At 67.5% G+C, this 22,083-nt stretch carries 20 protein-coding genes and 1 tRNA gene; 13 read left to right on the top strand and 8 right to left on the bottom strand.

Annotated features, from left to right (window positions below):
• From QPK27_RS04525 to QPK27_RS04515, 3 genes are all read right to left on the bottom strand, one after another.
• Window positions 1-1,122: a M14-type cytosolic carboxypeptidase gene (locus QPK27_RS04525; RefSeq protein ID WP_290417017.1), complete on the bottom strand. Its 1,122-nt coding sequence runs from the start codon at window positions 1,120-1,122 to the stop codon at window positions 1-3.
• 119 nt (window positions 1,123-1,241) lie between these two features.
• Window positions 1,242-1,604, bottom strand: coding sequence for a hypothetical protein (locus tag QPK27_RS04520; RefSeq protein ID WP_290417016.1), 363 nt, complete (start codon window positions 1,602-1,604; stop codon window positions 1,242-1,244).
• A gap of 261 nt (window positions 1,605-1,865) precedes the next feature.
• A complete protein-coding gene (locus QPK27_RS04515) occupies window positions 1,866-2,186 on the bottom strand; it encodes a KGG domain-containing protein (RefSeq protein ID WP_290417015.1) in 321 nt (106 codons plus the stop codon).
• 351 nt (window positions 2,187-2,537) lie between these two features.
• On the opposite strand from QPK27_RS04515, the gene QPK27_RS04510 reads away from it, so the two are divergent.
• From QPK27_RS04510 to QPK27_RS04475, 7 genes are all read left to right on the top strand, one after another.
• Complete coding sequence (locus QPK27_RS04510; protein WP_290417014.1) at window positions 2,538-3,479, top strand: hypothetical protein; 942 nt, start codon at window positions 2,538-2,540, stop codon at window positions 3,477-3,479.
• 336 nt (window positions 3,480-3,815) lie between these two features.
• Window positions 3,816-4,826 (top strand): glycosyltransferase family 2 protein, encoded by a 1,011-nt coding sequence (locus tag QPK27_RS04505; RefSeq protein WP_290417013.1) that lies wholly within the window; start codon window positions 3,816-3,818, stop codon window positions 4,824-4,826.
• A 7-nt stretch (window positions 4,827-4,833) separates the two neighbouring features.
• Window positions 4,834-5,820 (top strand): glycosyltransferase family 4 protein, encoded by a 987-nt coding sequence (locus QPK27_RS04500; protein ID WP_290417012.1) that lies wholly within the window; start codon window positions 4,834-4,836, stop codon window positions 5,818-5,820.
• Window positions 5,817-7,661: a glycosyltransferase gene (locus tag QPK27_RS25430; protein WP_374047011.1), complete on the top strand. Its 1,845-nt coding sequence runs from the start codon at window positions 5,817-5,819 to the stop codon at window positions 7,659-7,661. Before QPK27_RS04500 ends, QPK27_RS25430 begins: the two co-directional genes overlap by 4 nt.
• Window positions 7,658-8,497: an SDR family oxidoreductase gene (locus QPK27_RS04485; protein WP_290417011.1), complete on the top strand. Its 840-nt coding sequence runs from the start codon at window positions 7,658-7,660 to the stop codon at window positions 8,495-8,497. The genes QPK27_RS25430 and QPK27_RS04485 overlap by 4 nt, the downstream gene beginning before the upstream one ends.
• A 1-nt stretch (window position 8,498) precedes the next feature.
• A complete protein-coding gene (locus tag QPK27_RS04480) occupies window positions 8,499-9,062 on the top strand; it encodes an HAD family hydrolase (protein WP_290417010.1) in 564 nt (187 codons plus the stop codon).
• 98 nt (window positions 9,063-9,160) lie between these two features.
• A complete protein-coding gene (locus tag QPK27_RS04475) occupies window positions 9,161-10,564 on the top strand; it encodes a glycosyltransferase family 9 protein (RefSeq protein WP_290417009.1) in 1,404 nt (467 codons plus the stop codon).
• Here the strand turns inward: QPK27_RS04475 and QPK27_RS04470 are convergent.
• On the bottom strand, window positions 10,561-11,196 hold the full coding sequence (locus QPK27_RS04470) for a cation transporter (protein WP_290417008.1): 636 nt from the start codon (window positions 11,194-11,196) through the stop codon (window positions 10,561-10,563). The two genes, QPK27_RS04475 and QPK27_RS04470, sit on opposite strands and share 4 nt — an antisense overlap.
• A gap of 83 nt (window positions 11,197-11,279) precedes the next feature.
• On the opposite strand from QPK27_RS04470, the gene cadR reads away from it, so the two are divergent.
• Entirely contained in the window at window positions 11,280-11,681 is a 402-nt protein-coding gene (cadR, locus tag QPK27_RS04465) for a Cd(II)/Pb(II)-responsive transcriptional regulator (protein WP_290417007.1), read from the top strand.
• 18 nt (window positions 11,682-11,699) lie between these two features.
• Here the strand turns inward: cadR and QPK27_RS04460 are convergent, their stop codons facing one another.
• Window positions 11,700-11,936, bottom strand: coding sequence for a hypothetical protein (locus tag QPK27_RS04460; protein ID WP_290417006.1), 237 nt, complete (start codon window positions 11,934-11,936; stop codon window positions 11,700-11,702).
• Between the two features lie 289 nt (window positions 11,937-12,225).
• Here QPK27_RS04460 and QPK27_RS04455 point away from each other — a divergent pair, with 289 nt between their 5' ends.
• The 4 genes from QPK27_RS04455 (at window position 12,226) to QPK27_RS04440 (ending at window position 18,093) form a co-directional block, all read left to right on the top strand.
• Window positions 12,226-13,233: a transporter gene (locus QPK27_RS04455; RefSeq protein ID WP_290417005.1), complete on the top strand. Its 1,008-nt coding sequence runs from the start codon at window positions 12,226-12,228 to the stop codon at window positions 13,231-13,233.
• Between the two features lie 100 nt (window positions 13,234-13,333).
• Window positions 13,334-16,156, top strand: a complete 2,823-nt coding sequence (locus tag QPK27_RS04450) for a PAS domain S-box protein (RefSeq protein WP_290417004.1) — start codon at window positions 13,334-13,336, stop codon at window positions 16,154-16,156.
• A 152-nt stretch (window positions 16,157-16,308) separates the two neighbouring features.
• Window positions 16,309-17,466, top strand: a complete 1,158-nt coding sequence (locus QPK27_RS04445; protein ID WP_290417003.1) for a sensor histidine kinase KdpD — start codon at window positions 16,309-16,311, stop codon at window positions 17,464-17,466.
• 75 nt (window positions 17,467-17,541) lie between these two features.
• Window positions 17,542-18,093, top strand: coding sequence for a cysteine hydrolase family protein (locus QPK27_RS04440; protein WP_290417002.1), 552 nt, complete (start codon window positions 17,542-17,544; stop codon window positions 18,091-18,093).
• A 66-nt stretch (window positions 18,094-18,159) separates the two neighbouring features.
• Here QPK27_RS04440 and QPK27_RS04435 read toward each other — a convergent pair.
• Window positions 18,160-18,236 (bottom strand) — tRNA-Pro (locus QPK27_RS04435).
• 115 nt (window positions 18,237-18,351) lie between these two features.
• Entirely contained in the window at window positions 18,352-20,253 is a 1,902-nt protein-coding gene (locus tag QPK27_RS04430) for an MFS transporter (protein ID WP_290417001.1), read from the bottom strand.
• Between the two features lie 300 nt (window positions 20,254-20,553).
• Here QPK27_RS04430 and QPK27_RS04425 point away from each other — a divergent pair, with 300 nt between their 5' ends.
• Entirely contained in the window at window positions 20,554-20,733 is a 180-nt protein-coding gene (locus QPK27_RS04425) for a hypothetical protein (protein ID WP_290417000.1), read from the top strand.
• Window positions 20,734-20,757: 24 nt separating this feature from the next.
• Here QPK27_RS04425 and QPK27_RS04420 read toward each other — a convergent pair whose 3' ends face one another.
• Window positions 20,758-22,077, bottom strand: a complete 1,320-nt coding sequence (locus QPK27_RS04420) for a homoserine dehydrogenase (RefSeq protein ID WP_290416999.1) — start codon at window positions 22,075-22,077, stop codon at window positions 20,758-20,760.
• Window positions 22,078-22,083: the final 6 nt, after the last annotated feature.

Here is a 22,083-nt window from a genome sequence, read left to right as displayed (position 1 = left end):
TCAGCCCAGCGCCTGCAGGATCGGCTGCAGCATCGCCGCGCCCAGGCCGGCGCTGCGCGCGCCGTTCCAGCCGGTGTGCGCGTCCGGCAGGTTGGCGTTGTCCTTGAACGGCATTTCCAGCGTCAGCGACAGGCACTTGAAGTGGTGGCCGACGTACTTCGAAGCCAGCGTCAAGAGTTCGTCGTTGTACTTGCTGGCGGCGTAGCCGAATTCCTTCTGGAAGTCCGGGCTGCAAGAGATGTAATTGTCGATGAAGCTGCTCTGCTCCATCGCGCGTTCGGCGGTGAAGTCTTCCAGCATCTCGCAGCCGGCCACGAAGTTGTACGGCAGCGCTTCGTCGCCATGGATGTCGAAGAACATGTCGATGCCGATCTCTTCGATCTTCTGCTTCACGCACAGCACTTCCGGGCTGCGCTCGAGCGACGGGTTCATCCACTCGCGATTCAGGTTGGCGCCGGCGGCGTTGGTGCGCAGGTTGCCGCGCACCGAGCCGTCCGGGTTCATGTTCGGGACGATGTAGAACACGGCGCGCTGCAAGAGCTTGCGCGAGACCGGATTGGCGTTGTCGAGCAGCGCATCCATCATGCCTTCCACGAACCACTCGGCCATCGACTCGCCCGGGTGCTGGCGCGCGATGACCCAGATCTTTTTCTCGGCTTGCGGGTTGCCGATCACCACCAGGTTCATGTCGCGGCCGTCGACCGTGGAGCCGATGTCGTGCACGCGCGCGATCGGATTCTCGGCCACTTCGCCCAGCAGGCGCAGGTGGCGTTCCCAGCTGTACGGCTCGAAGTAGGCGTAATAGACGCTGTCCAGCTCCGGGGTGTGCTCGATGGTCATGACCTGGCCATCGAAGCTGGTAGGGACGCGGAACCAGTTCTCGGTGTCGTAGCTCGCCACCGCCTGGTAATCCTCGAAGCCCTTCGGATAGGTGGCCTGGCCGGCGTTCAGGAAGCGCATCGTGACCGCCTGGTCGCGCGCGCCCTGCAGGCGGAAGTGGAACCATTGATGGATGTCGGCGTGCGAATCCTTGCGCAGGTTCAGGTCGATCCGGGACGGGTCGGCGGCATCGACGACGTCGATCGAACCGGAGTCGAACATGGTGCTGATCTTGATGGGCATGGCGATCCTTTCATGGCCAGCGCGCAGGCTGCGCCGGCTGCAAATTGTCGGGTTCTGGCCGGCCATCATACCGGATCGGCCCTGCCGTCCGGATGCGCGGCGCGGGCCAGTGAAGAAGGTTATTGCGCTTCGAGGTTGATCAAGTCCTTGGTGTACATCTGCATGACCTGGCGCAGCAGTTCGACGTTGCTGCGATTCAGCACCAGGGTCAGGTCAGGCGCGTGCTCGAACACGAAGGTCATGCGGATCGCGCCAGGCAGTTCCTTGCAATTGACGAACAGGGCGCGCGGCATCTGCATGTCCCAGTCGCGCTGCGTGATGGCCGGGCCGGCCGGCGGCGGTTGCAGGCGCGGATCGCGGTTGGCCGGCAAGTGCTGCAGCAGCCAGAACACGATCGAGGCCGGCACCTGGAAGCATACGTCGCCCGCGCCGTGCGAAGAGAACTTGGCCAGCAACAGGTTGCCGATCCGGTCGCACGACATGGACAGGCTTTTGACTTGACGAATGACCGGTGATTTCACGACGTTGATCCTTGGGAAGGTTGAAAAAGGCGCAGCGATTCTACCGCATCCATTCGGCATTTTGTGTGGTAATGGAAATGAAACGGGGGCCAACCGGCCCCCTCAACAAAACGGGGAGCCGACTGGCTCCCCGTTTTGTGTGTGCGTGCGCCGCTGCCCGGCTACACCCGCTGCGCCAGGCAGCAGCGTGCGGCCGGATCGGCGGCTGGTACGGCTCCGGGATTACTCCTTGGAGCCGCCGCGGCTGCCGCCCTGTGTGCTTTGGCGGTTGCCGCTCTTGCTGCTGGTGCGCGAGGTGCTGGCTGCACCGGCGCTGGCGCTGGCCGACTGACGGTTGCCATGGCTCATGCTACCGGCGCGGCGTGCCTCTTCCGAGGTGAACTCGTGAGCCGTACCCTTGGCGTGGGCGGCCTTGCCGCCCTGGCTGGCGATCTCGCGCTGGCGCGCCGGATCCATCGATGCGAAGCCACGATTGCGGGTACCGCTACTCTGGCTGTTACCCTGGTTGCCGGTCTGCTTGTTACCTTGGTTGCTTGAAGCCATGATGATCTTCTCCCTGTACGCTTTTTGAAACCGCCGCGTCCTGCGGCAGGCTGAAGACCCCTTCGCCGCAGGGTTTCACGCCGATGAGCGATGAGTCGGAAGTCATCTTAGGCATGCAATTTAGATGAGGGTATAGGAGCATTTCAGATGACTTTGTAGGACTATAGGCGACAGAAAATGCACTTACGAAATTGACTTCCGCTGATCAATAAATTTAGAGTGGGCTCGTCAGAAATAGTCCTACATCGTCCCCCTACCTCTTCCTATTCGTGCGGCGCCGCCGAACGCGCATCATGGCACTATTGGATGGCCATGAGCCGTCTGCTTAATCCAACAAATCAGGAGGCCGACATGGATGCGAACCAACGCAGCGAGAGCAACAATCAAACCAATAATGGCGCCAACGAAAAGTGGACGCCCGGCGCCAAAGGCAACACCACCAGTGGTCCGAACGACCACACCTACCCGAACGGCGCCAGCGAACAGCGCGGCATGTCGGGCACCGGCATGGCGCATTCGGGCGGACACGACCAGGCCGGCCTGGGCGGCAGCCCGGACGGCAGCGGCCAGGGCGGCGACCTGCCGGGTGGCTCGATGCAGACCCAGCAGACCGGCGGCTCCGGCCCGCAGCAGGGCATCACCGACAGCCACCAGCGCCAGATGGAGATGCGTTCCGGCGCCTGGGGCGAACTCGAGCAGCCGGTCGGCCACCGTCCGGCCGACTCCGGCACTTCGCTGCGCGACCATCCGGCCAACCGCCAGGGCAACACCCAGGCCACCGAAGCCATGAATCCGCAGAACCCGGCCCAGCCCGAGCTGCAGGGCGGCTCGCTCGGCCGCCACCACGGCGTGGTCCCGGGTAACAGCGGCCCCGACGCGCATGGCACCGAAGCCGGCCTGCCGGGCGCGCAGCAGGGCGACATCTACGGCAACCGCCAGAGCGGCGGCATCGAGCGCATCGAAGCGTCCGAGCGCGGCGCCAGCCAGGCCGGCCAGTCGGCCGACAGCACCGACCGCAGCGGCTCGCAAACCGCCGCCGGCGCGCGCGACGCCGGCAGCCACGACGTGCACCAGTCGAACGACGTCGCCGGCGGCCTGCCGCGCAGCCCCGGCGGCACCGGCCCGACCAGCGAGAACCCGGGCTACAAGCCGGGCGGTAGCATGCACGCCGAACCGAATCCGGTGCACGAATCGAACGACGCCGCCGGCGGCTACCCGCGCAGCCCGGGCGGGGCCAATAAATTGGCGGGCGATCGCAAGATGGATGACGACACGGGGTTCTCGCGGGGGTGATTGTGAGGCGCCCGCGATATATCGCTAACAACGCGCAAGCAGCATATCGTTAGCGTAAATTCGGAACGTTATCCTCAAGACCGTCATTACTCCCATTGGTCGTAATGACTCCCCGCGCAGGCGGGGACCCAAGTTTCGGTGCGTACCAGTGCAATCAAACGCAGTGGCTACGCAACGGACTTGGGTCCCCGCCTTCGCGGGGACGACGTTTATGGGCAAACGATTGATCCACCTCCAAGCTGTACAGATGTCGCGGAACCCCAGCCGTAACCCGGCAATCGAACCGCTCACGATCGTCACGATGAAGTGGCGAACGAGACCAGGGGGAGACATCACATGCCAGCCACGGATGACGTCCCGAGCGCCGACGTCCTGACCACCGTCTCGGTGGTGCTGCCGGCTTGCGGCCGCATGGACCTGCTCGACCGCAGTCTGGATGCCTTGATGCGCCAGACCCTCGACCCGCGCAGCTACGAAGTCATCGTCGTCGACGACGAACCCAACCACAACACCCTGCACCTGGTGGCCGGCTGGCGCACCCGCACCCTCGAACGCGGCCCGCGCCTGGTCTACGTCGCCAACACCGGCCCGCGCGGCCCGTCCGCCGCGCGCAACCGCGGCTGGCGCGCCGCACGCGGCGCCATCGTCGCCTTCACCAGCGACGACGCGGTGCCGGCGCCGGGCTGGCTCGAACACGGCCTGTCGGCTTTCGGCGACGGCGCCGAGGTGGCGTGCGGGCGCATCGAGACCCCGGTGCCGGCGCGTCCGACCGACCGCCAGCGCAGCGCCCACGCCCACGAACGCGCCGATTTCAGCAGCGCCAACTGCTTCATCCACAAGCCGGTGCTCGAACGCCTGGACGGTTTCGACGAGCGCTTCAGCGTGCAGCGCGGCAGCGACGCCGACCTGCACTTCCGGCTGCTCGAGCACGGCGTGCGCATCGTACGCGCGCCACTGGCGCTGGCCACCCACCCGGTGCGTCCGGCGCCGTGGGGGGCGAGCCTGCTGCAGATCCGCCACGTCGTGTTCGACGCTCTGCTGTACAAGAAGCATCCCGCCCTGTACCGCCAGCGCGTCGAGGCGCACCCGTGCTGGGAACACTACGCCATCGTCGGTGCGCTGCTGTTGACGCTGGGCAGCTGGCTGCTGGGCGCGCGCTGGCTGGCGCTGGCCGGCGCCCTGGCCTGGCTGGCGCTCACCGTGCGCCTGTGCGCGCGGCGCCTGCACGGCACCGCGCACAGCGTCTCGCACGTGGCCGAGATGGCGCTCACCTCGCTGCTGCTGCCGCCGCTGGCCGTGTTCTGGCGCCTGGCCGGCGCCGTGCGTTTCCGCGTGCGCTTCGCGTGAGGCCCCCATGCGCCGGCTCCAGGTCCTCACGTGGCACACGCATGGCAGCTACCTGTATTACCTGTCGCACGCGCCGCACGACTTCCACGTGCTGTCGCGTCCCGGCCGCCCACCCGGCTACGGCGGCCGCTGCGGCCACCATCCATGGGGTGACAACGTCCACGACCTGCCGGCCGAGACCGCGCGCACGCGCCAGTTCGATTGCATCCTGTTCCAGGACGACCATCAATGGGAACGCGACCAGTACGATCTGTTGACGCCGGCTCAGCGGGCGCTGCCGCGCATCTACCTCGAGCACGATCCGCCGCTGGCGCACCCCACCGAGACCCGGCATCCGGTGGACGACCCCAACGTGCTGCTGGTGCACGTCACGCCGTATAACGCCCTGGCGTGGAACAGCGGCCGCACGCCGACGCGCGTCATCGAGCACGGCGTGGCGGCGCCGTCCGGCGTCGCCTGGCACGGTGAACTGGCGCGCGGCCTGGTGATCAGCAACAACCTGGCGCGGCGCGGCCGGCGCATGGGGCCCGACCTGTTCCTGGCGGCACGGCGCCAGTTGCCGCTCGACCTGGTCGGCATGGCGTCCGATGAACTGGGCGGACTCGGCGAAGTCGAGCACGGCCAGCTGTTCGGGTTCGCCGCGCGCTACCGCTTTTTGTTCAGTCCGATCCGCTATTCCAGCCTGGGCCTGTCGGTGATCGAAGCCATGATGATCGGCATGCCGGTGGTGGCGCTGGCCACGACCGAGATGGCCACCGTGATCGAGAACGGCGTGTCCGGATTTTCCGACACGCGCCCCGAGGTCCTGTGCAGCCACATGCAAACCCTGCTGCGCGAACCGGCGCTGGCGCGCGCTCTTGGCGAACGCGGCCGGCAGCGTGCCATGGAACGCTTTTCCATCGAGCGCTTCAGCCGCGACTGGGACGCCACGCTGCGCCACGTCACCGACCTGCCCGCCCACTCCCTCCGTCACGCTCACCAGGAGTCCGCATGAAGCCACACGATGCACCGACGATCGCGGTCTCGCTGGACGCCGGCTGGCCCGGGGACGACGGGCTGGGGCCGGCGCGCTCCGATGAAGCCGATGCAAAGCTGCCGCAGGCATCGGCAATCACGCATGCCGATGCCGCCCCGGCGCTGCCGCGCCGCATCGCCATGATCAGCGACCACGCCTCGCCGCTGGCCGAACCGGGCAGCATCGACTGCGGCGGCCAGAACGTCTACGTGGCGCAACTCGCGCGCGAGCTGGCGCGCGCCGGCGTCGCGGTCGACATCTTCACCCGGCGCAATGCGCCCGGACTGCGGCCGGTAGTCGACTGGTTGGACGGCGTGCGCGTGATCCACGTCCCGGCCGGCCCGGCGCGCCATGTGCCGAAAGAACAGATGCTGCCCTATATCGACGCCTTCGCACGCTTCGTGGCGCGCTTTGCGCGCCGCCAGCCGGCCATGTACGACCTGGTACACGCCAACTTCTTCATGTCCGGCATGGTGGCGGCGCACCTGCGGCGTACGCTCAACCTGCCCTTCGTGATCACCTTCCATGCGCTGGGGCAGGTGCGGCGCCTGGCCCAGGGCACCGCCGACGGCTTTCCGGTCCAGCGCGTCCAGATCGAAAGCGACCTGATGCGCGACGCCGGCCGCGTGATCGCCGAATGCCCGCAAGACCGGCTCGACATGGAACACCTGTACGACGCGCCATCCCCGCGCATCGCGGTCGTCCCGTGTGGCTTCTCGCCCGCCGAATTCTGGCCGGTGCCGATGCGCGAGGCGCGCCAGCGCCTGCGTATCCCCGGCAGCCGCTTCGTCGTGCTGCAACTGGGGCGCATGGTGCCGCGCAAGGGCGTCGACACCGTCATCCAGAGCGTCGCCATGCTGCGCCAGCGCCACGGCGTCGACGCCGAGCTGGTGATCGTCGGCGGCGATGATCCCACGGCCGAAGCCGGACACGTCAGCACCACGCCGGCGATTCAGGCAGCACTCCAGCAAGCTGGCAATGGTGCTGATGGTGCTGATGGTGCTGACGGTGCTGACGGTGCTGATGGTGCTGATGGTGGCAGTGATGCACTTGATGGAGCTCGTCGTGCTTTTGATAGTGCTAGTGGTGTTATTGATGACGGTGCTGGTGCCGAGGGTGCTGGTGCCGAGGGTGCTGGTGCCGAGGGTGCTGGTGCCGAGGGTGCTGGTGCCGAGGGTGCTGGTGCCGAGGGTGCTGGTGCTGGCGCTTTGGGTGCTGATACCGATGGTGCTGATACTGCTACTACTGCCGACGGCGCTGGAGGGACCCTCGGCGATGGCGGCAACACCACCCGACATGACCCTATCGGCCGCGATCGCTTACAGGATCCAGCGTCCGGCCACGACGGCGCCGAACTCGCGCGCCTGCGCCAGCTGGCACGCGAACTCGGCATCGCGGCCCACGTCCGCTTCGAGGGCCGCCAGCCGCGCGACATCCTGCGCGACTACTACGCCGCCGCCGACGTGTTCGCCAGCACGCCCTGGTACGAACCTTTCGGCATCACACCGGTCGAGGCGATGGCCTGCGCGCGCGCCGTGGTCGGCGCCGGCGTCGGCGGCATCAAGAACACGGTACTCGACGGCATCACCGGCTACCTGGTGCCGCCGCGCGATCCGGAAGCCCTGGCCGATCGCCTGGCCCGGCTACAGCGCCAGCCCGAGCGCGCCCAGCGCATGGGCCAGCTCGGACGGGTACGCGCCTGCGAACACTACACCTGGCAGCGCGTCGCGCAGCAGGTGATGACGGTCTATACCGAAGTCCTCGAAGAAACCCGGGCGGCCCACCGGCCCGCCTTCCTATCCAGCCAGGAGAGCGCATGATCACACCCGCAGCATCGGCAACATCGGCAATTTCGGCGGCAGCAGTGGCGCCAGTGGTATCGGACGACCCGGCGCCAGCGTCTGCAGCGTCGCCCCTGGCGCCGGCGCGCGCCGCGCCGCTCGCCGGCAAGACCGTCCTGATCACCGGCGCGGCAAGCGGCCTGGGCGCTTCATTGGCGCGCGTGCTGGGCGAGGCCGGCGCCACCGTGGTCGGGGTCGACATCCAGGCCGGGCGCCTGGCCGACGGCATGGCGGCCCTGCGCGAACGCGGGTTTGACGCGCGCGGCTTCGCGGCCGACCTGGCCGATCCGCACGAAGCGGCGCGCGCGGTCGATGCTGCTCTGGATGGCAATGGGCGGCTCGACATCCTGGTCAACAACGCGGGCACCGACATCACCCTGCCGCTTCACGAACTGAGCGACGGCGACTGGCTGCGCGTGATCGGCACCAACCTCAATGCCCCGTTCGTGCTGGCGCGCCAGGCGGCAGCGGCCATGCGGCGCCAGGGTGGCGGCGCCATCGTCAACATCGCCTCCACCGCCGCCAAGCGCGCCTGGCCCAACGCCAGCGCCTACCACGCCAGCAAATGGGGCCTGCTCGGCCTGTCGCATGCGCTGCATGCCGAACTGCGGCCCTACGGCATCCGCGTCACGGCCGTGGTGGCCGGCGGCATGCGCACGCCCTTCCTGCTCGAACGCTTCCCCGAACTCGACGCTGCCGCCTTGCAGGATCCCGACGACGTGGCCGACGCGATCCGCTCGGTACTGCTGTTGCCGGCATCGAGCGTAGTCGCCGAGCTGACCATCCTGCCGCTGCGCGAAACATCGTGGCCGTGACATGAAGGCGATCTTCCTCGACAAGGACGGCACGCTGATCGACGACTTCCCCTTCAACGTCGAGCCGCGCCGCATCCGCCTGGTGAGCGGGGCCGGGCCCGCCCTGCGCCTGCTGGCCGGGCTCGGCTACCGCCTGTTCGTGGTCTCGAACCAGTCCGGCATCGCGCATGGCTGCTTCGGCGAAGACGCGATGGGGCCGGTCGCCGACCGCCTGAGCGACCTGCTGTTTCGCGAACAGCTCTCGCTCGACGGCTTTTATTACTGCCCACACCATCCGCTCGGCACGGTCAGCGACTATGCCTTCGCCTGCGCCTGCCGCAAGCCGTCCCCCGGCATGTTGCTGCGCGCGGCCCACGAACACGGCATCGACCTGCGCGCCTCGTGGATGATCGGCGACATCCTGCACGACGTCGAAGCCGGCAACCGCGCCGGCTGCCGCACCCTGCTGATCGACAACGGCAACGAAACCGAATGGCGCCTCGGTCCGCGCCGCCTGCCGACGCGCATCGCGCCCGACCTGTACAGCGCGGCCATGCTGATCGCCCGGCATGGGGAGGAGCGATGAACGCCGGGCGCCGCCGCCTGCATGAGGACGGGCGATGAGCGTCATCGTTATGCGCGCGGGACCGAGCGACGCAATCGCTGTGCACACAGGATCTCGCGATGAACGATGAACCGCGCGTCGGCCCGGCAGCAGTCCTGAACGCGAACCCCGCCGCCGCCGCCCGCTGGCGGGCGGCGCGCCACATCCTGTGCATCCGCCTCGACTCCCTCGGCGACGTGCTGATGTGCACGCCGGCCATGCGCGCGCTGCGCGATGCCGTGCCGGGCCGCCACCTGACCCTGCTGTCTTCCCCTGCCGGAGCGGCCGTGGCGCCATGCATTCCCGAGCTCGATGCCGCGCTGGTCTGGAACGTGCCGTGGATGAAGCAGCCGGCCACGGCGGCGGGAAGGGATGCTTTTCCGCTGCAACGCATGGATGCTGTTCGGATGGAGAGCAAGGATGCCGCTCAGGTGGCGGAAACGGATGCTGCTCCGATGAGCAAGGCACATGCGGACGCGCTGGAGGGAATGGAGACGTTCACGGCAGAAACCATGGGCGCGATCGCGCCGCAAAAGAGGAATGCGGACACCGCCGAAGGAATGGACGCGTCCTCATCCTCCTCCCTGCACCGGCTGGCCGCCGAACTGCGCCGCCATGCCTTCGACGGCGCCGTCATCTTCACCTCGTACAGCCAGAGCGCCCTCCCCGCCGCCATGCTGTGCCACCTGGCCGGCATCCCGCTGCGCCTGGCCACCTGCCGCGAGAATCCCTACGCCCTGCTCACCGACTGGGTGCAGGAACCGGAGCGCGAACGCGCCAAGCGCCACGAAGTGCAGCGCCAGCTCGACCTGGTTGCCGCGATCGGCTGCACGACAAGCGCATTGCACCTGTCGTTCGCGGCGCCCGACGATGCCGGCGCCGAGCTCGACGCCTGCCTGGACCGCGCCGGCATCGATTCCAGCCGGCCCTTCCTGGTCTTGCATCCCGGCGCCAGCGCACCGTCACGGCGCTACCCGGCGCGCCACTGGCCCGAGCTGCTGCGCCTGCTCGGTAGCATGGACCACCAGCTCGTCCTCAGCGGCGATGCCGCCGAAGCGCGCGTCATCGACGCCATGATCGGCGCCGCCAACGCCATGCCCCACCCGCCCCTGTCCAGCCCCCTCAAGGCGCGTTCGCTCGCCGGCCGCCTGGATTTGCCCCAGCTCGGGATGTTGCTGCAGCGCGCGCGGCTGCTGGTGGCCAACAATACCGGCCCGGCCCATATCGCCGCCGCCGTCGGCACGCCGGTGGTCAGCCTGTACGCCATGACCAATCCCCAGCACACGCCGTGGCAGGTCGCGCAGCGGGTGCTGTTCCATCCGGTCGACTGCCGCGATTGCCTGCGCAGCACCTGCCCGCAAGTGCACCACGCCTGCCTCGACCTGCTGGCGCCGGACAGGGTCGCCGCCGCCGTGGCCGCGCTGCTGCACGAGCCGTCCGGACGCCAGGCGTGCAACAGCGCCTCGCCCCTGGCCTACGACTAGGACGCCGCCAGCGGCGTGCGCGCGCGCATTTCCAGCCGTGCCTGGCGCATCACATCGCGCGCCGACGACAATCCGAGCAAGGCCATGATCGCCGCCACCGCGATGTCCGGCCATCCGGCCTGGGTGCCGAACACGCCGAGCGCGGCCAGCAGCACCGCCAGGTTGCCGATCATGTCGTTGCGCGTGCACAGCCACACCGAGCGCATATTGGCGTCGCCGTTACGAAACGCGTACAGCAGCGCCGCCACCGCGCCGTTGGCAGCGAACGCCAGCATCCCGACCGCGCCCATGGTCTGCGCATGCGGCACGCCGCCGCCGAGCCCGCCCAACAGCGCACGCGCCAGCACCAGCACGCCGAACACGCCCATCACCAGTCCCTTGCCCCAGGCCGCGCGCGAACGCCAGACCGGCGCCAGCCCGAGCACGAACAGCGACACGCCATAGTTGGCGGCGTCGCCCAGGAAGTCGGCCGAATCGGCCAGCAGCGCCACCGAGCCGGCGCGCATGCTGGCCGCCAGTTCGACCCCGAACATCGCAACATTCACCAGCAAGGCCGCCCACAGCACCTTGCGGTAGCGGCCGTCGGGTGGCGGTGCGGCAGCATTGCAGGAACCGGCACAGCATGCGGACATGGACACCTCCAAGAATCGCCATCTGGATTAGAATCCCCCCATTGGAAACCCTATAGTGACTGCAAGGTCAAGCGGAGAAAGTGATGTCGATGCGCATTGGCGAACTGGCGAAAATGACGGGCTGCCTGCCTGAGACGATCCGGTTCTATGAAGCGAAGGGTTTGCTGCCGCCGCCGCTCAGGACGCAGGCCAACTACCGCCAGTACGACGATAGCCACGCGACCCGGCTGCACTTCATCCGGCGCTGCCGCGCGCTCGGCATGTCGCTGAACGAAGTCGACGCCCTGCTCGGCTACCAGGACCAGCCCGAGCGTTCCTGCAGCGGCGTCAACGACCTGGTCGATCACCAGTTGAGCGAGATCGACCGCCAGATCGCCGAGCTGGGCGCCTTGCGCGCCGAGCTGTCGTCGCTGCGTTCGCGCTGCGACGCGGTGCGTCCCGCCGGCCAGTGCGCGATCCTGCGCGAACTGACCGAGCACGCTTGAAGGCTTGGCGCTGACGGCTCAGCGCGCCGCGCCGTCCGTCGCCTGGCGGTCGTCGGCGCGCACCTGCTCGCCCATCAGCACGCGATGGATCACTTCGCCATGAACGCCGTGCTGCTTGAGGAATTCGACCGCGCTGCGGGTGCCCAGGCTGGCCTGGATCGCCATGCCCTGGCGGACCACACGGGCCGGATCGGCGTAGGGCCCGACGGCCGGCAGCGCCGGGGTGGCACGGCGATCGATGTGCGAATCCTGCATGACTTCCTTTCCTGCGCCGGCCGGACGGCCAGGCGGTTCGACAAGGCGTCCACCCGGATGCCCGAATTCAAAAAAAAACCGTCGGCCGCGAGGCCGACGGATGAACGCTTATCCATACAGGATCACGCGGAGAGACGGACCGCAGCATAGCGCGCGCCGGTTTCATCTTGATGACAAGCACCCGGCGACGGTCCCATTCGGCCGCACGCCATCCGGCACGCGCAAATGCCGCCATTGCCGCAGCGGAACGCTCTACAATTGCCCATCGCTGATGGCTATGGGATAAGAGATGGCAGTGTCCGGATTCAATTACGGTTCCGACGATTCGGGCCTGGTATGGGGCTTCCTGATCGGCGACGCCCAGGCCGTGCCGCTTGGCGTACGCGATGCCGCCGACTGGATGCGGCAACCGGCGCCGGGCCAATTCCTGTGGCTGCACTTCAACCTGTCGAACACCGCCAGCGAACGCTGGCTGCGCGCCCATGCCGGCCTGGCCGACGAGTTCTACGGCACCCTGCACCAGGGCTCGCGCTCGACCCGCATCGAAATCGCCGACGATGCCCTGATCGCGGTAGTCAACGACGTGCTGCACGGTTTTTCGATCGACAGCGCCGAGATCTCGACCCTGTGGGCCCACGTCACGCCCGAGCTGGTGATCAGCGCGCGGCGCAAGCCGCTGGCCTCGATCGAACGCCTGCGCCAGGCCGTGCTCCAGGGTGAACGGTTGCGCTCGCCGCTCGAGCTGCTGGTGCACCTGCTGCAGGACCAGGCCGACGTCCTGGTCAACATCGTGCGCGACGCGGTGGCGCGGGTCGACACCATCGAAGACCGGCTGCTGGCCGGGCGCCTGACGCGCAAGCGCGAAGACCTGGGCACGCTGCGGCGCGTGCTGGTGCGCCTGCAGCGCCTGCTGGCGCCGGAGCCGGCCGCCCTGTTCCGCCTGCTGCAGCGCCCGCCCGCCTGGGTCGCGCCGGACGACCGCCAGGCGCTGCGCCAGGCGACCGAGGAATTCACGGTGGTGCTGAGCGACCTGGCCGCCCTCCAGGAACGGATCAAGCTGCTGCAGGAAGAGATCGCGGCGCGCGTCAACGAAGACAATAACCGCAGCCTGTTCCTGCTGACCATCGTCACCGTGATGGCGCTGCCGATCAATCTGATCGCCGGCCTGCTCGGCATGAACGTGGGCGGCGTGCCGCTCGCGCAGAGCGAGCACGGCTTCTGGATCGTGCTGGTGCTGGCCGTCCTGTTCACTTCGGTCGCTGCCTGGCTGCTGCTGCGCCTGCAACGCCAGCGCTGAGGCGGCGCCCGCCGTGTCGGATTGCTACGCACCAAACCTGTTGCGGGTTTGCCGGATAGCCCGTATCGTTCACGGCTGACCACATTCACAGCGGACCACATTGAACTCGAGTTTCAGCTTCCTTGCCGGCGGCGGCGAGATGGGCGCCCTGATGCGCGCCCACGACTGGCAACACACCTCGCTCGGCGCGCCCGAGGCCTGGCCGTCGACCCTGAAGACCGTGGTGCGCCTGCTCCTGTCCAGCAACCACCCGATGTTCATCTGGTGGGGCGACGACCTGATCCAGTTCTACAACGACGGCTACCGCCGCACCATGGGGCCGGAACGCCACCCGTCGGCGCTCGGCCAGCCCGGCCGCGCCTGCTGGGCCGAGGCCTGGGACATCATCGGGCCCGACATCGAGCGCGTGATCCGTGGCGAAGGCAGCGTCTGGCACGAAGACCGGCTGGTGCCGCTGACCCGCCACGGCGAGCGCCAGGACGTGTGGTGGACCTACGGCTACAGCCCGATCGAGGACGAGAGCGGCATCCACGGGGTGCTGGTGATCTGCAACGACGTCACGCGCGACCACCTGCTGCGCCAGCGCCTGGAGCAGACCAACCACGCGCTGATCGAGACCATGGACGATGGCTTCTGCCTGCTCGAGATGATCGATGACGCCGAAGGACGCGCGGCCGACTACCGCTTCCTGGAAGCCAACCACGCCTTCGCCCGCCATACCGGCCTGGTCGACAGCGTCGGCAAGACCGCGCGCCAGCTGGTGCCGGACCTCGAGCAGAGCTGGGTCGACAGCTACGACGCGATCGCCCGCAGCGGCGTGGCGCGCCGCTTCAACGAAGGCTCGGAAGCGATGGGCCGCTGGTTCACCGTGTATGCCAGCCCGATCGCGCATCCCGGCAAGCGCCGCGTGGCGCTGCTGTTCACCGACATCACCGACCAGAAGAAGGCCGAGCGCGCCCTGCAGCTGAGCGAACTGGCGGCGCGCGCGGCCGCGGCCCAGGCCGAGGCCGACCGCCGGCGCCTGGACGCTCTGCTGGCCGCGGCGCCGGTGGCGATCATCTATGCCGACGAGCACGGCGCGCTGTCGTCCGCCAACCCGATGAGCCAGACGCTGTGGGGCGAACACCCGATGTCCGCCAGCCCGGACCAGTACGCCGAATGGCGCGGCTGGTGGGCCGACGGCTCGGCGCGCCACGGCGAGCCGGTGGCGTCGCACGACTGGTCGCTGGCGCGCGCCCTGCGCGGCGAAAGGGTCGACAGCGACATCATTGAGATCCAGCCCTTCGGCCGGCCGGGCGAGCAGCGCACCATCTTCACCCGCGCCAGCGCGATCCGCGACGAGGCCGGCGCGATCCGCGGCGCGGTGGCGGCGACCATGGACATCACGGCCGAGGTCGACACCCGGCGCGCGCTGCAGGAGAGCGAAGGCAAGTTCCGGATCATGACCGAAGCCATGCCGCAGATGGTGTGGTCGTGCCTGCCCGACGGCTCGAACGATTACGCGAACGCGCGCTGGAGCGAATTCACCGGCCTGAGCAGCCGCGAGCTGAGCGGCAGCGACTGGATCGGCGTGATCCATCCGGACGACCTGCCGACCTTGATGCACCTGTGGCGGGACAGCCTGGCCAGCGGCCGCCTGTTCGAGGTCGAACACCGCATCCGCCACGTCAGCGGCGACTACCGCTGGGTGCTCAACCGGGCGCTGCCGGTGCGCGACGACGGCGGGCGCATCGTCCGCTGGATGGGCACCGTGACCGACGTGCACGACCAGAAGCTGGCGGCCGAGGAACTGCGCTCGGCCAATGCGCGCAAGGACGAATTCCTGGCCATGCTGGCGCACGAACTGCGTAATCCTTTGGCGCCGATCAGCACCGCGGCCCAGATCCTCAAACTGTCCGGGGGCGAGCCGAAACGCATCGCCCAGGCCGGCGACGTGATCGGGCGCCAGGTGCGCCACATGGTCGAGCTGGTGGACGATCTGCTGGATGTCTCGCGCGTCACGCGTGGCCTGGTCGAGCTCGAAAAAGTGGCGGTCGACATGAAGTCGGTAATCCAGAGCGCTATCGAACAGGCGCGCCCGCTGATCGAAAAGAAGGGCCACACGCTATCGACCCGCCTGGGCGACGCCAACGTCACCGTGATCGGCGACCGCAAGCGGCTGGTGCAGGTGATGGCCAACCTCCTCAACAACGCCGCCAAGTACACGCCCGACGGCGGCGAGATCGCGGTGTGCGCCGACGCCGCGCCGGGCCATATCAAGCTCAGCGTGCGCGACAACGGCATCGGCATCGACGGCGCCCTGCTGCCCGACATCTTCGAGCTGTTCACCCAGGCCAAGCGCACACCCGACCGCGCCCAGGGTGGACTCGGGCTGGGGCTGGCGCTGGTGCGCAGCATGGTCGGCCTGCACGGCGGCACGGTCGAGGCGGCGAGCGGCGGGCCAGGCCGCGGCAGCTGCTTCAGCGTCACCCTGCCGCTGCCGGCGCGCGAACCGGCAACGATGGCGCAGCCGGATGCCGCCAAAGCGGCGCTCGCGCCGCAGCGCCCGCTGCGCATCATGGTGGTCGACGACAACCGCGACGCCGCCGAATCGCTGTCGATCCTGCTGTCGGCGCTCGGGCACACGGTCGCGGTGGAAGAGTCGCCGCTGGCGGCGCTGCGCCGCGCCGGGCACGAGACGTTCGACGTCTGCCTGCTCGACATCGGCTTGCCGGACATGGACGGCTACCAGCTGGTCGGCCGCCTGCGCGCCCTGCCCCGGGCCGCGCACACCACGATGATCGCGCTCAGCGGTTATGGCCAGCCGCAGGACATGGAAGCCTCGCAGCGCGCCGGCTTCGCGCTGCACCTGGTCAAGCCGGTCGACATTCCGCATCTGCTCGACGTGTTCGCTGGCTTGCCGCGCGTGGACACGGTCGGTTGACGGCGCCGAAGGACTCGGCTGGCGCGTGGCGCCAATGCCATATTGCGCCAACTGTTACAGATGAGCACGCAGCGGCGTCACAATGCGCTTCGGTCCGGCGCCATTTCGCGTAGCATGGCGGATCGTATGCACATCAACGAACGGACCTCCGCATGACGCTTGCCAGTGACCAGGACCAGGCCTCGCCCCCGCTGTCGCCCAACGCCCGGCGCATGCTCGCCTTGCGCGACGCCGTGTTCGGCGCGTGGGAAACGCGGGTGCGCGAACGCATCGCCCAGGCCAGCACGGTGCAGCACCCGGTGCTGATCGATACGCTGCCGGTGTTCTACGACAATATCGCGCAAAGCATCAGCCCCGACTATCCGCGCCTGTCGGGCGTGGACGGCACCACCGTGGCCGCCGAGCATGGCGGCGAACGGGCGCGCGTCACGGCCTACGACCACGCGGCCCTGATCGAGGAATACCAGGTCTTGCGCTGGGCGATCTTCCACGTGCTGCAGCGCGAGGGCGTGACGCTCGACCATCGCGAGACCGAGATCATCCATTCCTCGATCGACTCCGGCATCCAGCAAGCGGTGCAGTCGTTTTCGCTGGTGCACAGCGGCTTTCGCGAGCGCTTCGCGGCCGCCCTCACCCACGACATGCGCGGCCCCCTGACCGCCACCACGACGGCGCTCGAACTGATCCTGATGAGCAACGACGTTACCCGCATCAAGATGGTCGCCGCCAAGGCGCTGAACAACGTCCAGCGCATGAACGGCATGATCGACGAGCTACTCAACACCATGGCGTTTCACAGCGGCGAAAACATCCAGCTCGACCTGCATCGCGTTGACATCTGCGAGGTGGTCAAGGAAGTGCAGGCCGATGCCCAGACCGCGCACGGCCCTTGCATCGTGGTCGACGCGCGCTCGATCGTCGGCCACTGGGACCGGCTGGCTCTCAAGCGCGCCACCGAGAACCTGGTCGGCAACGCTCTGAAATATGGCGCGCAGGATACGCCGGTGACGATCGCGATCCAGGAAGTGCACGAGCGGCTGCTGCTGACGGTGCACAACCACGGCCCGCAAATCCCGCTGGAGGAACAGGAATGCATCTTCCAGATGTATCGCCGCGCCGAAGCGGCCAGGAGCGGTGAGCGCCAGGGCTGGGGCATCGGCTTGCCCTACGTGCGCGCGGTAGCCGAGAGCCATGGCGGCAGTATCGGACTGGACAGCAGCGCAGAGCGCGGGACCACTTTCGTGATCGACATCCCGCTCGACGCGCGCATCGTGCAGGATGCGCCGACGCTGGAGCCGGGCTTGTCCTGAAGGCGACGCCGGCATTGCGCGATAGAATCATCCTGGTCAGCCGACAGGCTGGATATCGACCAACCGGGGAGCATCATGGACCAGCAACACGCAGCGCTGATCGTCATCGACATGCAGCAGGGAATGCGTTTCGATACGCTTCCTCCTCGCAACAATCCGGACGCGGAAGCGCGCATCGCGCGCCTGCTCGGCGCCTGGCGGGCGCGCGGCCAGCCGGTGGTGCTGGTGCGCCACATCAGCCGTTCGCCGGCGTCGGTATTCGCGCCGGGTCAGCCGGGCGCTTTGTTCCAGGAGCGCTTCCTGCCGCTGGCGCACGAGCACGTGGTCGACAAGAACGTGCCGGATGCCTTCGTGAACACCGGCCTGGAGCGCTGGCTGCATGCGCGCGGCCTGCGCCACGTCGTGATCGCCGGGGTCAGCACCAACAACTCGGTCGAGGCCAGCGCGCGCACGGCAGGCAATCTCGGTTTCGATGTGACGGTGGTGGCCGACGCCTGCTTCGCGTTCGAGAAAACGGATTTCGGCGGCAACCTGCGCAGCGCCGAAGAGGTGCACCTGATGGCGCTGGCCAACCTGGACGGTGAGTATGCGCAGGTGCGCATGACGGAACAGGTGCTGATGGATTGAGCGGCCTCGGCAGCGTCCGGAAACGAAAAAGGCCAGCTCGAAAGCTGGCCTGACTCGTTGATTCTATGGTCGGGGCGAGAGGATTCGAACCTCCGACCCCCTGCACCCCATGCAGGTACGCTACCAGGCTGCGCTACGCCCCGACTAGCCAACAATTATATCAGAGACAGAAAAAATCTTGAGTTTTTGATACACGCCGCCGGAATAAATTCGCGCGACAGAGGCGCCGTCCCCGCCTGCATGGCGGCGCCTGTTCCATTACTTCCAGTCGCCGCGCAGCGCCAGCACCTGCTGGCGCAGGTATTCCGGCGTGGCCTGCTCCGGCGCCACCGGCAGCCCCACCGCCAGCGCCAGCTGCGAACGCATGCCGCGCGCAATGCGGCGTTCGAACAGGTTGCTCTGGTCGCGCGTGAACCAGCTGCCCCACAGGCCGCGCAGCGCCATCGGGATCACCGGCACCCGGCTGCGCTCGACGATTTTCGCAATGCCGTTGCGGAACTCGTTCAGGTCGCCGGTGGTGGTCAGCTTCCCTTCCGGGAAGATGCAGACCAGCTCGCCGTCGTGCAGGGCGTGGGCAATATCCACGAAGGCCTTTTCCATCACCCAGGGATCTTCCTTGGCCGGCGCGATCGGGATCGCATTCACGGCGCGGAAGATCCAGCGCAAGAATGGCGTCTTGAAGATGCGGTGGTCCATCACGAAGCGGATCGGACGGGGGCTGGCGGCGTTGATCACGATCGCGTCGACGTAGCTGACGTGGTTGCAGACCAGGATCGCGGCGCCCTCGTCCGGGATGTTCGCCGTGTCGACGGTGCGCACCCGGTACACGGTGTGGATCAGCAGCCAGGCCAGGAAGCGCATCAGGAATTCCGGCACCAGCGAGAAGATGTAGATCGCCACCACCGCATTGAGCAGGGCCGTGGTCAGGAACAGTTCCGGAATCGTGAAGCCCTGCCCCAGCAGCAGGATCGCCACGCCGGCGGATGCCACCATGAACAGCGCGTTCAGGATGTTCATGCCGGCGATGGTGCGCGAGACGTGCTTCTGGTCGCAGCGGGTCTGGATCAGGGCGAACAGCGGCACGATGAAGAAGCCGCCGAACACGCCGATCAGCACCAGGTCGGCCAGGATGCGCAGCACGCCCGGCTGGCCCAGCAGCGTCATGGCGTCCACCACCGCCGCGCCGCCGACCGTGCCGCCAACGAAAGCCTGGCTGGCGAAATACAGGTCGATGCCGAACACCGACAGCCCGATCGAGCCGAACGGCACCAGGCCGATCTCGACCTTGCGGCCCGACAGCCGTTCGCACAGCAGCGAACCGGCGCCGATGCCGAGCGAGAACACGGTCAACAGCAGCACGAACACGCTGTGGTCGCCCTTCAGGTAATCCTTCGAAAACACCGGGAACTGGGCCAGCAGCAAGGCGCCGTAGAACCAGAACCAGGAATTGCCCAGCATCGACAGGAACACGGTGCGGTTCTGGCGCGAATACGCCAGGTTGCGCCACGATTCAGCGAACGGGTTGCGGCTGATGCGCAGCTCGGGCGCCGGCGCCGGCGACGGCGGGATGCGCCAGCTGGCCACTAGCCCCAGCACGGCGAACGCCAGGGTGGCGGCGGCCACCAGCAGGATGCCGTTCGGCTTGTAGCCGACCAGGATCGCGCCCGCCACCTCGCCCAGCAGGATGCCGACAAAAGTACCCATCTCGACCACGCCATTGCCGCCAACCAGTTCATCGGGTTTGAGGTTCTGCGGCAGATAGGCATACTTGACCGGTCCGAACAGCGTCGAGTGCATGCCCATGCCGACCACCGCCACGATCAGCAGCCACAGCGTGTGGGTCATCCAGCCGATGCCGGCGATCAGCATGATCGCGATCTCGGCGATCTTGACGATGCGCGCCAGCCTGGCCTTGTCGTATTTGTCGGCGATCTGGCCCGATGTGGCGGAGAACAGCACGTAGGGCAGGATGAACAGGCCCGGGATCAGGTTGTTCAGTAGCGACGGATCGAGCGAGGTCCAGTTCAGCGCGTCGTAGGTCATCACGACCAGCAGCGCGGTCTTGAACAGGTTGTCGTTGAACGCGCCCAGGAACTGGGTCCAGAAAAACGGGCCGAATCGGCGCTGGGTCAGCAGGGAAAACTGGCTCGGTTGGCTCATGCTTCTTGGCTCGGGTGATGTGGAGTGCGTAATGTACAACGGCAAGACCGGCACAACAAACGCTGTTTCTCACACACATGATTGCGTATCCGCAGACGATACCCGAGGTCGTGGGCGGCGATACGCGCCGTTGATTGATCAACGCGGGGTCAGGACCGGGTCAGCTGTCGACCATAAAGCGCGGCGCCGGACAAGCGGCTGCGCCGAAAACGTGCCGCGGGCGCTAATGTCGATTGAAACCGGTCAAACGACACCTGATCCGAGAGAATTATGCGCTGCAACGCGGGGTAGAATCCGCGGATGACTTCAGCCAACTTCCACGTTTGCTACGCCAGCGTCGCCAATGCGCTGTTCGAGCACATCGAGCAGGATCTGCTGCTCCTGACTACCGCCCTCATCGACGATGATGAGGATTGTCCGTTCCGGCCGGAGCCGAGCGTACCAAACGCGGTCGTGCACGAAGGCCTGCCGCCACCGTAAGCCGTCGCCGGAGAAAGCGCAGGCTTACCCCAGGCTTTCCAGGCGAATCCGCGTCACCTTCCCGATCACCGCCGGCAGCCCTTCGATCTTGGCGATCGCCGCATCGATGTTCTTTTCGCGCGTCTGGTGCGTGAGCATGATGATGTCGATGTCGGTCTGGTTGCCCGGTTCCTTCTGCAGCACCGCGTCGATCGAGATGCCGGCGTCGGCCAGGATGCGGGTCAGGTCGGCCATCACGCCCAGCTGGTCCTGCACGTGCACGCGCAGGTAGTAGCTGGTGGTGATCTCGGACATCGGCACGATGGCCACATCCGTCATCTGGTTCGGCTGGAACGCCAGGTGCGGCACGCGGCTGTACGGGTCGGCCGTGAGCAGGCGGGTCACGTCGACCAGGTCGGCGATCACCGCCGAGGCGGTCGGCTCCGAGCCCGCGCCCTTGCCGTAGTACAGCGTGGCGCCGACGGCGTCGGCCTGCACCAGCACCGCGTTCATTGCGCCTTCGACGTTGGCGATCAGGCGCCCGGTCGGGATCAGGGTCGGGTGCACGCGCAGCTCGACGCCCTCGCCCGACTCGGTATGCGTACGGCGGGTGATGCCCAGCAGCTTGATGCGGTAGCCGAGCTGCTCGGCGTAGCGGATGTCCTGCGCCTGCAGCCGGCTGATGCCTTCCACGTAGGCCTTGTCGAACTGCACCGGGATGCCGAAGGCGATCGCCGACATGATGGTCAGTTTATGGGCCGCGTCCACGCCTTCGATGTCGAAGGTCGGGTCGGCTTCGGCATAGCCCAGCTCCTGCGCCTGTTTCAGCACGGTGGCGAAGTCGAGCCCCTTCTCGCGCATCTCGGACAGGATGAAGTTGGTGGTGCCGTTGATGATGCCGGCCACCGACTCGATGCGGTTCGCGGTCAGGCCTTCGCGCAGCGCCTTGATGATCGGAATGCCGCCGGCCACGGCGGCCTCGAACGCCACCATCACGCCCTTGTCCTGGGCGGCGGCGAAGATCTCGTTGCCGTGCTGCGCCAGCAGCGCCTTGTTGGCGGTGACCACGTGCTTGCCGTTGGCAATGGCGCGTAAGACCAGTTCCTTCGGCAAGTCGTAGCCGCCGATCAGCTCGACCACGATGTCGATGTCGGGATGGTTCACCACCTCGAACGGATCGGCCACCACGGTGACGCTGTCGCCGGTCAACTGGCGTGCGCGCTCGGTATTGCGCGCCGCCACCATGGCGATCTCGATGCCGCGCCCGGCGCGGCGCCGGATGTCTGCCTGGTTGCGCTGTAAAACGTTGAAGGTGCCGGCACCGACGGTGCCGATTCCCAGAAGGCCAACTTGGATCGGTTTCATGTAATC

This window comes from Massilia sp. YIM B02443 (assembly GCF_030411955.1).
Classification (GTDB): Bacteria; Pseudomonadota; Gammaproteobacteria; order Burkholderiales; family Burkholderiaceae_D; genus Telluria.
This window is presented reverse-complemented; position numbering and strand designations above follow the sequence as displayed.

Bases quoted from the DNA above. Each gene is read 5' to 3' on its own strand.
- QPK27_RS04425 (WP_290417000.1), top strand. From the start codon at position 20,554: ATGACTTCAGCCAACTTCCACGTTTGCTACGCCAGCGTCGCCAATGCG.
- QPK27_RS04520 (WP_290417016.1), bottom strand. From the start codon at position 1,604: ATGTCGTGCGACCGGATCGGCAACCTGTTGCTGGCCAAGTTCTCTTCG.
- QPK27_RS04485 (WP_290417011.1), top strand. From the start codon at position 7,658: ATGATCACACCCGCAGCATCGGCAACATCGGCAATTTCGGCGGCAGCA.
- QPK27_RS25430 (WP_374047011.1), top strand. From the start codon at position 5,817: ATGAAGCCACACGATGCACCGACGATCGCGGTCTCGCTGGACGCCGGC.
- QPK27_RS04475 (WP_290417009.1), top strand. From the start codon at position 9,161: ATGAACGATGAACCGCGCGTCGGCCCGGCAGCAGTCCTGAACGCGAAC.
- QPK27_RS04470 (WP_290417008.1), bottom strand. From the start codon at position 11,196: ATGTCCGCATGCTGTGCCGGTTCCTGCAATGCTGCCGCACCGCCACCC.
- QPK27_RS04505 (WP_290417013.1), top strand. From the start codon at position 3,816: ATGCCAGCCACGGATGACGTCCCGAGCGCCGACGTCCTGACCACCGTC.
- QPK27_RS04455 (WP_290417005.1), top strand. From the start codon at position 12,226: ATGGCAGTGTCCGGATTCAATTACGGTTCCGACGATTCGGGCCTGGTA.
- QPK27_RS04440 (WP_290417002.1), top strand. From the start codon at position 17,542: ATGGACCAGCAACACGCAGCGCTGATCGTCATCGACATGCAGCAGGGA.
- QPK27_RS04460 (WP_290417006.1), bottom strand. From the start codon at position 11,936: ATGCAGGATTCGCACATCGATCGCCGTGCCACCCCGGCGCTGCCGGCC.
- QPK27_RS04430 (WP_290417001.1), bottom strand. From the start codon at position 20,253: ATGAGCCAACCGAGCCAGTTTTCCCTGCTGACCCAGCGCCGATTCGGC.
- QPK27_RS04525 (WP_290417017.1), bottom strand. From the start codon at position 1,122: ATGCCCATCAAGATCAGCACCATGTTCGACTCCGGTTCGATCGACGTC.
- QPK27_RS04515 (WP_290417015.1), bottom strand. From the start codon at position 2,186: ATGGCTTCAAGCAACCAAGGTAACAAGCAGACCGGCAACCAGGGTAAC.
- QPK27_RS04510 (WP_290417014.1), top strand. From the start codon at position 2,538: ATGGATGCGAACCAACGCAGCGAGAGCAACAATCAAACCAATAATGGC.
- QPK27_RS04420 (WP_290416999.1), bottom strand. From the start codon at position 22,077: ATGAAACCGATCCAAGTTGGCCTTCTGGGAATCGGCACCGTCGGTGCC.
- cadR (WP_290417007.1), top strand. From the start codon at position 11,280: ATGTCGATGCGCATTGGCGAACTGGCGAAAATGACGGGCTGCCTGCCT.
- QPK27_RS04445 (WP_290417003.1), top strand. From the start codon at position 16,309: ATGACGCTTGCCAGTGACCAGGACCAGGCCTCGCCCCCGCTGTCGCCC.
- QPK27_RS04480 (WP_290417010.1), top strand. From the start codon at position 8,499: ATGAAGGCGATCTTCCTCGACAAGGACGGCACGCTGATCGACGACTTC.
- QPK27_RS04500 (WP_290417012.1), top strand. From the start codon at position 4,834: ATGCGCCGGCTCCAGGTCCTCACGTGGCACACGCATGGCAGCTACCTG.